Annotated in this window: 9 protein-coding genes; all 9 read left to right on the plus strand. The window is 40.0% G+C overall.

The features are described from left to right. Positions 1-91 precede the first annotated feature (91 nt). A complete protein-coding gene (locus NFR56_RS01265) occupies positions 92-388 on the plus strand; it encodes a DUF4176 domain-containing protein (RefSeq protein ID WP_251457145.1) in 297 nt (98 codons plus the stop codon). 102 nt (positions 389-490) lie between these two features. Continuing rightward, the gene (locus NFR56_RS01270; RefSeq protein ID WP_251457148.1) at positions 491-2,029 is read left to right on the plus strand and encodes an OmpH family outer membrane protein; all 1,539 of its coding nucleotides are present in this window, start codon (positions 491-493) and stop codon (positions 2,027-2,029) included. After that, a complete protein-coding gene (locus NFR56_RS01275) occupies positions 2,023-2,673 on the plus strand; it encodes a DUF443 domain-containing protein (RefSeq protein WP_338146940.1) in 651 nt (216 codons plus the stop codon). The genes NFR56_RS01270 and NFR56_RS01275 overlap by 7 nt, the downstream gene beginning before the upstream one ends. A gap of 57 nt (positions 2,674-2,730) precedes the next feature. Then, positions 2,731-3,033, plus strand: coding sequence for a DUF4176 domain-containing protein (locus NFR56_RS01280; RefSeq protein WP_134974594.1), 303 nt, complete (start codon positions 2,731-2,733; stop codon positions 3,031-3,033). Positions 3,034-3,228: 195 nt separating this feature from the next. After that, the gene (locus tag NFR56_RS01285) at positions 3,229-3,783 is read left to right on the plus strand and encodes a hypothetical protein (RefSeq protein ID WP_134974595.1); all 555 of its coding nucleotides are present in this window, start codon (positions 3,229-3,231) and stop codon (positions 3,781-3,783) included. Positions 3,784-3,928: 145 nt separating this feature from the next. Further along, positions 3,929-4,333, plus strand: coding sequence for a DUF3592 domain-containing protein (locus NFR56_RS01290; RefSeq protein WP_251457160.1), 405 nt, complete (start codon positions 3,929-3,931; stop codon positions 4,331-4,333). A 196-nt stretch (positions 4,334-4,529) separates the two neighbouring features. Then, positions 4,530-8,924 (plus strand): PolC-type DNA polymerase III, encoded by a 4,395-nt coding sequence (locus NFR56_RS01295; RefSeq protein WP_251457163.1) that lies wholly within the window; start codon positions 4,530-4,532, stop codon positions 8,922-8,924. A gap of 96 nt (positions 8,925-9,020) precedes the next feature. Continuing rightward, positions 9,021-10,331 carry a DUF262 domain-containing protein gene (locus tag NFR56_RS01300; RefSeq protein WP_251457166.1) on the plus strand — a complete coding sequence of 437 codons (1,311 nt, stop codon included), beginning with the start codon at positions 9,021-9,023 and terminating at the stop codon, positions 10,329-10,331. Next, positions 10,325-12,202, plus strand: a complete 1,878-nt coding sequence (locus tag NFR56_RS01305) for a DUF262 domain-containing protein (RefSeq protein ID WP_251457168.1) — start codon at positions 10,325-10,327, stop codon at positions 12,200-12,202. The genes NFR56_RS01300 and NFR56_RS01305 overlap by 7 nt, the downstream gene beginning before the upstream one ends. Positions 12,203-12,263: the final 61 nt, after the last annotated feature.

Consider the following 12,263-nt stretch of genomic DNA (forward strand, 5'->3'; position numbering starts at 1 on the left):
ATACTATAAATGTTTATTGTTTCTTAAGTAATATAATTAATTTTTAAAAATTTTAGAATAGTATTAAAATTAAATGAAAGGAATCAGATAAATGAATGAAGTGTTGCCAATTGGAAGTATTGTCCAATTGAATAATGGAGAGGTGAAGTTAATGATAATAAATCGTTATCCACTTTACAATAACTATGGAGTGATAGGCTATTTTGATTATTCTGGTTGTGTATACCCTAATGGTAGTTTAGATAATCAGGCATATTTTTTTAACGAAGAAAACATAGCTAAAGTCTGGTTTAAAGGTTATATTGACGAATCCGAAGAGTTACTTCAACAGAAATTCAAAAAGGAAAAAGATAATATTAATTATCCTCGACTAAGTCTTGATGAATAATACTGATAGATTAAAAAAATAATAAAATTGAAATAAGATAAAGAAATAGTTATATCGTATATTGAAAGAGACAAATAGTAGAACAGGAATTGAATTGATAATATGGTCAAAATGGTATTAAGTTCATCGGATGCACAAGGTCAGACCATGTCTTCCGTTGGAAAGGCTAGAATCGATGCTTACAACTCAGCGGTTAAAGCCCTCTCTAACTTCAAAGGAGCGGGTGACTTGCAAGGGAGTGCCTATGATTCAGGGAAAAAATACGGAGTGAGTGTGATTACGCCTCTAATTAAAGGGGCGATCATGTATTCTGAGTATCTTAGTGAAGCAGTACCCAAACTCCCCTCAAAATATCGGTCAGAAGTTGGGGACGAAGATCTGGATTCAGCCATACTTGAAAGTGAAATCCAAAACCTTGAAAGTAGTATTAGTAGCCTTAGAGGTACTTTTCGTGCTATGGAAGGTAGTGATCACGTGGATAAGAGTCTCCTGCAAAATATATCTTCTCGCATGGATAGTTTAACATCTCAAAAAAATGAGAAGCTGGATAAACTTCGCAAGCTGAATCTATTTGCGGGAAGTTCCAATGAAGTTTTCTCAGGAGAAGGTGCTAAGAGCATGGACACTGTGGTGAAAAACTTGGCTTCCGGATTGAATATGATACAGGGAGATTTTGCGAGCTTCGGTGGGACATTCCCCAAACATTCTGGGAAAACGTTGAATTGGGCTAAGAGTATCGAAGGCGAATGGGATAAGAAAGCTAAGATAGATGAAGATTATCAGAAGGTTCTTGAAAAGGCAAATCAAGGTAAAGAACTATCTGATGATGATGTGAAGAAGATCAATGCTTACAAGAGTCGATATTATAATAGAGAATTGCCGGAAACAGTTCAAGTAGCTCTCGATAAACATAAACAGGCTATTGAAGATAAAAAGTTAAACGCAGCAGCTAAAGAAATGTCAGAAAAGGAAGGGATTCCTTATGAGGAGGCTATAGAGCTAGTAGGTTCTACAGCCGCAGAAGAACTTACCTCATCGCAACTTGAAAAAATTAAAGTTTATTATCCAAAACTCGCAGAATATATTCAATACTTTGCAAAAACAGATAAAATGGGTAATGTAAATATATCTATGAATTCAAACGTAAAAGGTTATACTAATGATGTAGTAAAAGAGACAACTAAAAGTTTCCTTAAACGTTTGGCTTCAGAGGTAGACATTCCAGTACCAGGAACTAATTCGTCTGTTGGAATTTCAGCAGTAAGTTCGGCATTTATAGGCTATGATTATTATAATAATTTGCAAAAAGAGAATGCGGGACGTGCCTTTATGCATACGGCAGCCACAACTACAGCTACAGCAGTAGGGGTTGATATGCTAACTACTGGTTTGATTTATACAAGTGCAGGATCAGGATACTTAGCTGGTACTGCTACAATTTTGGCTTCAAATCCTGTTGGCTGGTCTATTGCAGCGGGTATTGGAGTTGGACTTGTTGTTGGCTATGCTTATGATAGCAACTTCTTGGGTATCAAAACGATAGCAAATGATTTTGGTGACAGTCTTAATAAGGGATTAAAAAATGTTGGAAATGCAATTGATTCAAGTTTCAAATCTGTACAGAAAATTTTTGGGTGGTAATTTTGGAATTAAAATTTAAGTATTCGAATATAGCAGTTTTTAGAATCGTTGAGTATAACAATAAAAAATTCATTTTAGATTCTACTTCGATAAAAGGGAAATCCTATTTCTTGGGTTGGCTTCCTAAGAAAGTTACTGCAAATATGGTTGAGTTATCTCCTTCCAATGATAGTTTTGAAATAAAATCTAAAACTCGGTTAGGAACATCTACTGTAGCCATTATGGTTCAACCACTGGTTGGTATTTCTTATAGGTTCATGAAACAGGCGTTTATTAACTGGGGAGTCAGTCAACAAATTATTTTAAAATTGGGGATATTTGCTTTCTCAATGCTTTTGTCTTATCTAATGGCCGTTTGGTATGGAAAAAGTGCCAAACGGACATTTGACTCGAGAATTCCTAAAGAAAGCAAATCATACTGTCTTGTTTTTGAACCAAAAGGAAAACGAATGTTTGATTGGTATATCACAATAATAGCTAATATTGTTTGTTTGAGTTTTTTTATAGGAACTAATAATGGAACTGAAGGAGCATTATTAATTGTGAATGGTATTATATCGTGGTTTGGTTTTGTGTTTATGAGGATGCCACAAATCCCAGAGTACTATAAGACTCTAGTATTAAATGAAATTAAAGAATTGTAATATAAGTATATATTTAAAAATATTTTTGGAAAATAAATTATAGATCTAGGAGAAAAAATGTCAATATTACCGATTGGAACAATTGTATACTTAAAAGAAGGAAGTCAAAAACTCATGATTCTTAATAGAGGTGTGACTATTGATCAAAATGGAGAAAGTGTTCTTTTTGATTATTCTGCTGCATTTTATCCAATAGGATTAAATCCAGAACAGTTATTCTATTTTAATCGTGAAGATGTGGATAAAGTTGTATATCCTGGTTATAGCGATGAAGAAGAGGAGCGATTTGCTGAAATCTATCAAAGTTGGCTTGATGAGAACTCGGAGACTATAAAAAAAGGTGTAACGAAATCTAAATAACACGATAGAATTTTATCATCAATAGTTTATACTGAAAATCTATAACTATTAATTTTAGAGAGAACATGAGTTCTCTCTTTTTCATTCCCTCAACTCTCTCCACCTAGTGACTAACTTGCTCTTCAAACTGATTTTCGGTATGATAGTAGAAAATATTTTTAATCTAACTCAATCACAAAAGAAGGGAAATGATCCATGAAAAAAATGATGGTATTGCTGGCGAGTTTGCTTGTTTTAACAGCTTGTGCTCAGCCTAAAAAAGAGGCTAAGAAGGTAACTGCAAACAAAACGGAGCAAACTTCAAAAGCCTCCTCGTCTGCTAAAGAGGAACAGGGCTTGAAATTTGTAGTTGCGCCTCAATTTGAAGGAAAGACATCAGATTTGATGGAACTGGGTAAGAAGTTAGTTAAGGAGCATCCGGGAGTTGGTGATCAAGGGGATATCACTGTATATTATACAGGGAGCACCTATACTGTAGAACAACAGGAATATGCAGTATTTATGTTGGTCAACAAAACTACAACGAATATTGACCATGATGCGACCTTTAAAATTAGCTGGAGTTATGATGGCCACTCGATTTATCAAGATCAAGTGGTCCAGTATAGTCTATCGAACAACCCTAAGTTACCGACCCAATCAGCGACTCTCTTATTGCTTCCTTTGACGAGCGAACAAAGCTCGATCGTAGAGAAGATATCAGATGAAACGAAGATGAGTCTGAGTATCACAGACATTATGATGAAGTAGGTGATGGGTATGCCCAATATCAGAATACTTCTAGTCATTGCTGTGGCTGTTATTGGATTTCCTTTGTTTGAAGTGCTCTTTTTTAGACATTTCTTATAGAAGAGAAGTTAGGATTAAGACCCTCTCGTCAAAGAGCGTTGAGGGAGTGGTAGTTGGCTATAAGAGGGCACAAATTGTGGCGGCTCCAATTGTAGAATATAGAGTGGATGGTCAGACCTATCGTAATAGTCTGAAATATTATTGGGTGGTGAGGGCAACACTTCCTTGGAAAACGAATCAAGCGGCTAGCGATATCGATTTGATGGCACAAAGGATAACCATTTACACCAATTCTACAGTCTCAAAGGGAAATCTTTTTCAAGATGCTTTTCCACTGGGATCGACCATGACGGTCTGGTATAATCCAGCCTGTCCAAAAGAATCATACGTTGAACGCTATAGTGGATTAGATAGGCTTTTTAAACGGCAGATGTGGATTGGAATCTGGATGTTAATTTTATTGCCTATTTTGGCAGTTGTGGCCATCGTCATGGGGATGAAGTATAAATGATGGATCAGCCCTAACTGAATAAATGATGAAGAGAAATCACCGTCCTATCGGTGATTTTTTCGTCTTCACTTCTCCCTCGAATTAATCCTTAAATTGTGATAAAATAAGGGTTACGAATGTTTTTGAATGGTCTGTTTTTGCTTAGAAAGTAGGCTACTCAAAAGCGAGCAAAAGAATCAAGATCAAGGGAGAAACAATGTCCAACACCTTTGAAATTTTAATGGATCAGCTGGATATGCCGCTGGAGATGCGATCTTCCAGTGCCTTTTTGCATGCGGAGATTCAAGAAGTCGTGGTGCACAAGGTCAGTCGGATTTGGGAGTTCCGCTTTGCTTTTGCGGAAGTCTTGCCGATTGCTTTGTTTAAGGAATTGCGCCAGCGCTTGAAGGACGAATTTTCAAAGACGGGAAACCAGGCGACCTTTACCATCCAAGTGGCCAATCAGGACTTTTCTGATGATTTATTGCAGGCCTACTATCGTGAGGTCTTTGAGGAAGGTCCTTGCGCTAGCCAAGGCTTTAAAGGGCTTTATCAAGACTTGCAGGTGCGCGCGGAAGGACAGGAATTGATCATCTCAGGGCCTTCATCGGTTGATACGGAGCATTTTCGTAAGAACCATTTGCCCAACCTTGCCAAGCAGTTGGAAGCCTTTGGTTTTCCGCATTTCACCTGTCGGGTGGAGTCTGATGAAGAGTTGACAGAGCAAGAAGTGGCGCGCTTTGAGCAGGAAAATGAAAAGATCTTCCAAGCAGCCAATGAAGAGACTTTGCGAGCCATGGAATCCTTGGCCCAGATGGCTCCGCCACCAGCAGTTGAAGAAAAGCCTGCCTTTGATTTCAAGGCTAAGAAGGCGGCAGCTAAACCTAAGCTAGACAAGGCTGAGATCACTCCGATGATTGAGATCACAACAGAAGAGAACCGGATTGTCTTTGAGGGTGTGGTCTTTGACGTGGAGCACAAGGTGACACGGACCGGTCGGGTATTGATCAGCTTTAAGATGACCGATTATACCTCGAGTTTTTCCCTTCAGAAATGGGTCAAAAATGAGGAAGAAGCCCAGAAGTTTGACATGATCAAGAAGAACAGCTGGCTACGGGTGCGGGGAAACATCGAAATGAACAATTTCACGCGCGACTTGACCATGAATGTCCAAGACATCCAGGAAGTCGTCCATTATACCCGCAAGGACCTGATGCCAGAAGGTGAGCGCCGGGTGGAATTCCACGCCCACACCAATATGTCGACCATGGATGCCCTGCCGGAAGTCGAAGAGCTGGTTGCCAAGGCAGCTGAGTGGGGCCACAAGGCGGTGGCGATCACCGACCATGGCAATGTACAGAGCTTCCCACATGGCTTTAAAGCAGCCAAGAAGGCTGGGATCCAGCTGATCTATGGGATGGAAGCTAATATTGTAGAGGACAATGTGCCCATCACCTATAACGAGGTGGATCTGGATCTCAATGAAGCGACCTATGTGGTCTTTGACGTGGAAACGACGGGACTTTCAGCCATTTACAATGACTTGATCCAGGTCGCCGGTTCTAAGATGTACAAGGGCAATGTCATTGAGGAGTTTGACGAGTTTATCGATCCGGGCCATCCTCTGTCGGCCTCTACGACCCAATTGACAGGGATCACCAATGAACATGTCCGTGGGGCCAAGCCTTTGGTGCAGGTCTTGAAGGAATTTCAGGCCTTCTGTGAGGGAACCGTTCTTGTCGCCCACAATGCCACTTTTGACATGAGCTTCATGAATGTCAACTACGAGCGTCATGGCCTTCCAAAAATCACCCAACCAGTCATCGATACGTTGGAATTTGCCCGCAACCTCTACCCATATTTTAGATGGCATAGCTTGGGGCACTTGACCAAGCGCTTTGGGGTCGCCTTGGAACATCACCATATGGCCAACTATGATGCGGAAGCGACGGGGCGCTTGCTTTTCATCTTTATCAAGGATGTAGCAGAAAAGCATGGGGTGACCAATCTCAAGGATTTGAATATCGATCTGATCAATGAAAATTCCTATAAGAAGGCGCGGGTCAAGCATGCCACGATCTATGTCAAGAATCAGACCGGCCTTAAGAATATGTTTAAACTGGTCTCTCTTTCTGGGACCAAGTATTTCGAAGGGGTCCCACGGATTCCCAAGACCGTGCTGGATGCCCACCGAGAGGGCTTGATCCTTGGATCAGCTTGTTCTGAAGGAGAAGTCTTCGATGCGGTCGTCTCTCAAGGAGTTGACGCGGCAGTCGAAGTGGCTAAGTACTACGACTTTATCGAGGTTATGCCACCGGCTATCTATGCGCCTCTCATTGCCAAGGAGCAGGTCAAGGACATGGACGAGCTCCAGACCATTATAAAGAGCTTGATTGAGGTGGGAGATCGCCTAGGTAAGCCCGTTCTTGCCACAGGGAATGTCCACTATCTGGAACCGGAAGATGAGATCTATCGGGAGATCATTGTCCGCAGTCTTGGGCAAGGGGCCATGATTAACCGGACTATCGGCCATGGAGAAAACGCCCAACCAGCACCCCTACCAAAAGCCCATTTCCGTACAACCAATGAAATGCTGGATGAATTTGCCTTTTTAGGGGAAGACTTGGCGCGCAAGATTGTCATTGAAAATACCAATGCCCTGGCAGAAATCTTCGAACCTGTCGAAGTGGTCAAGGGTGACCTCTATACGCCATTTATCGACAAGGCCGAAGAAACAGTTGCCGAGTTAACCTATCAGAAGGCCTTTGAAATCTATGGAAATCCACTACCTGATATTGTGGATCTGCGGATTGAAAAGGAATTGACCTCTATCTTGGGGAATGGCTTTGCCGTGATTTATCTGGCCTCGCAAATGCTGGTGCATCGTTCCAATGAGCGGGGCTACCTGGTTGGATCGCGTGGATCCGTTGGATCCAGCTTTGTCGCGACCATGATTGGGATTACGGAGGTTAATCCGCTCTCGCCTCACTATGTCTGCAGCCAGTGCCAGTACAGTGAGTTCATCACTGATGGCTCTTATGGATCTGGTTTTGATATGCCGGATAAGGATTGTCCAAACTGTGGCCACAAGCTCAGCAAAAACGGCCAAGACATTCCGTTTGAGACCTTCCTTGGTTTTGATGGGGACAAGGTACCCGATATCGATTTGAACTTCTCAGGGGAAGACCAGCCGAGTGCCCACTTGGATGTTCGCGATATCTTTGGGGAAGAATATGCCTTCCGGGCAGGAACAGTAGGTACCGTCGCAGCTAAGACCGCCTATGGTTTTGTCAAGGGCTATGAGCGGGATTTTGGCAAGTACTACCGAGATGCCGAGGTCGAACGCTTAGCTCTTGGTGCAGCTGGGGTCAAGCGGACGACCGGTCAGCACCCGGGGGGAATCGTTGTTATTCCAAACTATATGGATGTCTATGACTTTACTCCGGTCCAGTATCCAGCAGATGATGTGACAGCTGAATGGCAGACCACTCACTTTAACTTCCACGATATCGATGAGAACGTCCTCAAGCTCGATGTCCTAGGACACGATGATCCGACTATGATTCGCAAACTCCAAGACTTGTCAGGAATTGATCCGAATGATATTCCTATGGATGACCCAGGTGTCATGGCCCTCTTCTCAGGGACCGATATCCTAGGAGTGACACCGGAGCAAATCGGGACTTCAACTGGTATGCTGGGAATCCCAGAGTTTGGGACCAACTTCGTTCGGGGCATGGTCGATGAAACCCATCCGACGACCTTTGCCGAGTTGCTTCAGCTCTCTGGTCTGTCTCACGGTACCGACGTGTGGTTGGGAAATGCTCAAGACTTGATCAAGGCGGGCATTGCCGATCTATCGACCGTTATCGGGTGTCGGGATGACATCATGGTCTACCTCATGCACGCAGGGCTCAAGCCTAAGATGGCCTTTACCATCATGGAGCGTGTGCGGAAAGGCATGTGGCTCAAGATCTCAGAAGAAGAGCGCAATGGCTATATCCAAGCCATGAAGGAAAACAATGTTCCTGAGTGGTACATCGAGTCCTGTGGAAAGATCAAGTACATGTTCCCCAAAGCCCATGCGGCGGCCTACGTTATGATGGCCCTTCGGGTGGCCTACTTTAAGGTGCATCATCCTCTCTATTATTACTGTGCCTACTTCTCGATTCGGGCCAAGGCCTTTGATATCAAAACCATGGGAGCTGGCCTGGAGGCCGTGAAAGCTCGAATGAAAGAAATAGCTGAGAAACGCAAGAATAATGAAGCTTCCAACGTAGAGATCGACCTCTACACCACCCTTGAGATTGTCAATGAGATGTGGGAGCGTGGCTTCAAGTTTGGCAAGCTCGACCTCTATCGCAGTCAGGCGACAGAATTCTTGATCGATGGGGACACCCTCATTCCACCATTTGTCGCTATGGATGGTCTAGGAGAGAACGTTGCCAAGCAAATCGTGCGGGCGCGTGAAGAAGGAGAATTCCTTTCTAAGACGGAGCTCCGTAAGCGTGGCGGTGTCTCCTCGACCCTGGTTGAAAAGATGGATGAAATGGGCATTCTTGGCAATATGCCAGAGGATAATCAGTTGAGTTTGTTTGATGATTTGTTTTGATGGATAAATGATTTTTATTCAAAAGAATTAGCTACCCTTAACTACAGATTCATATGAATTTGTAGTTTTTTAAAAAATACGATAAAGGCAGATAAAATGAGTATTCAATTTACTTCAAAAAAGGTTGGAGAGCTATTGAAAGAAGGGAATTTGCGGATTCCTTCTTATCAAAGACCTTATAAGTGGAACAGAAAGCATATTCGTAATCTTTTTTATGATTTACGAGATGCTATGGAAAAAAAGGAATATCAAGTTGGCTCTGTTATCTTTCATGATAATGGTGGATACTTAGATATTGTAGATGGGCAACAACGACTAATTTCTATTTCCTTGTTTCTTCATTCATTAGAAAAGTTAAAGGATTATGAAGGCGCTAATCAACTTTTAGGTGCTGAATTTGGAGAGATATCCTGCTATCATGCAAGCGAAAATTATAACGAGTGGGAAAATTTAACTCAATTGGTTGGTACAAGCCAGGCAAAAGATATTTGCGAATTCTTATTGGAAAATTGTTCTATTTCTTGTATCATCATGCCAGAGGAACGTTTGGCAGAAGCCTTTCAATTATTTGATTCTCAGAATAATCGTGGAAAATCTTTAGAACCTCATGATTTACTCAAAGCCTATCATCTGCGTCAACAAGACTCAGAAGATGAAAAAATTGTTGAGAAATGGGAGCAGTTTGTGGAAGATGACGATTTAAGTCTGAAAGATTTATTTGATAAGCATCTTTTCCGTATGAGACGTTGGTCTAGGGGAGAAACAGGACTAACTAACAAGCGTTATGGTTCTTATCTGCGTTTTACAGAAGATTTTATTGACGATTTTAAAGGTGTTGATTTAAATCAGAATTTTCCATACCTAGAATTATATCGTCATATTGAAAACTTCCCTATGTCAATTACTATGCCAATCATAGATGGAAGCAAATTTTTTGAATATATTGAATCTGTTCATCAAATGATTAAAGATCATATAGATGTTTTAAATAAACAGTTAGGAATTCTTAATGATCCTAAGAGTGAAGAAAATGGTTCAGATTACCCTGAAGGTATGTTAAAAATTTACAATAGTTCAAAGGGGCGCTATCGCAAGTGCCACAATCTGTTTCTAAACATTTGTTCTCTCTTTGCGGAGAGATTTGGAAAAGATAAGCTATCAAAGGAAATAGTAGAAACCTTGTTTATTTGGGCTTACTACCCCCGTGTGAAGTCTCGAGCCATATATGACGCTACTGTAGGAAACTACGCTGCAGGCGGGAAGTTCAGACAAAGAGAAGTTCAAAAACTATTTCAAGTTTTAGCCCATGCTGTGACTCCGAATGATTTCATGGTTAAGATAGATAGAGAATTATTTGAAAATTATACGATGGAACAAATTATAGAAGAGGAAAAAGATAAATGGTAGAAACACATATAAGCTTATCCGTTAACCGTTTGTTAAATGAAGATACCTATGCTATTCCTCTTTATCAGAGAAATTTTGCTTGGACTTATGATGAAATTGAACAATTATTGAACGATGTGGCAGATGCTTTTCAAGAAAAGAGAGACAATTATTATATTGGAACATTAGTTGTTAATGAAGAGAATGATCTTTTCAAAATAATAGATGGGCAACAACGGACAACAGCACTTAATTTGATTGCCTTAGCTTTGAAGCATGAGTTTGGTTTTGATAGATTGAAAGCTGTCAATCTTACCTTCCCAGCTCGGAAGAAATCAAACGATAATATTCAAAAACTATTTATCAATGAAAAAATTTCTGAGGACGATGAAAATGAATTAACTAGAGGTTACAGACATGCTAAAGATGCCTTGAAAAAAGTGCTAGGAGAGCGCCAACTTGAACCTCAGCCCTTCGTTGATTATCTTTTTAATAAAGTCATCATTTTTCGTAGTATTCTTCCTAAAGATTTAGATTTGAATCTTTATTTCGAACGTTTCAATTCTCGAGGAGAACAACTAGAGGCTCATGAGATTCTTAAGGCGCAAATGATGGCTAAGTTCGGTATAGATCAAGAAATGGCTCAAAAGTTTGCAAGAATCTGGGATGCTTGCGCAGAGTTTGATAAGCCAGTAGCAAGTCAATTTAAGATGAGGCGGAAGAGGGCAGATAATTTTCAGGAGCGTGAACGTATTTTCGGATGGCACTTTTCAAATTACTCATTTCATAATATTTATGATGATATTGATTTTTATCAAAATGAAAGAAGAAAGTTATCTGATATATTAGGGAAAAAGGTAAATGAAAAAATTACAGAAATAGAAAAAGATTTTGGTGACTATACCCAAGTTATTGATTTTCCGACCTTCTTACTCCATGTATTGGCGATTTGGGAAGGTAAGGATACCAGTGAGGTTCAGTTAGATGATAAGAAACTCTTAACTCTATTTGATATAAAAAATAAAAATGAGACTTGGGTTATTGAATTCAGTGAATTCCTTCTTAGAATGAAACATATTTTTGATAATTTCATTGTTAGAAATTCAAATATGGATTCTTCAAGCAGAAATAAGGATGAATGGTTTTTGCAGAAGGGGACTTACTATGAATACCAGCCAAATGGAAAAGCAAAAGAGCATTACATAGTTGAAGAACGCTTTACTAAGAATACATTTTCAGATTCAGAAATTAACAAAAACATCATTCTTCTTCAATCTATGTTTGCTGTGACTTTTACTGCCAATCGTGATAGTCGTTGGTTATATGAAAGTTTGCAATTCCTCTTCAACCATATTGAAGAGTTAGATCAACCGGAATTTGGTTCTTATTTTAAGGATTTTCTTGAAATAATGGCTGTAAGATATGCTGAGGGAAGATTGTTCACCGAGGAAGATATGCTCAAAAAATATGGTGATATTCCTGTTTATGCATTCAATTTTGTTGATTACATCTTATGGAAAAACCGTGAAGAATTAGGAAGGAAGTATAAAGGTGTTAAATTTGATCATTTCAAATTTGCTTATCGTCGTTCCATAGAGCATTGGTTCCCACAACATCCAAATAGTGATGAAAAAATTGAGAAAATGGATGATCAATTCTTACACTCTTTTGGGAACCTTTGTATCATTACAGATAGTCAAAATTCAAAATTTGGAAATTTAGTCCCGAGTGCAAAATATAAACAGTGGGAAGGAATTTTTGATCGTCAGAGTCTAAAGTTACAAATAATGGCTAATATAACAGAAAAAACTAAATGGGAATCATATCAAATAAAAGGACTTGAAAAAGAAATTTTACCTATGGTAAAAAGATTCATAGAAAGTAAGTCATAAGAATTGCCTTGATCATTAATTTCAAAAGGCTATTGTATATCTAATAGATTTACAATAGCCT

Origin of the sequence: Streptococcus caecimuris (genome assembly GCF_943193075.1) — a bacterium.
GTDB lineage: Bacteria > Bacillota > Bacilli > Lactobacillales > Streptococcaceae > Streptococcus > Streptococcus caecimuris.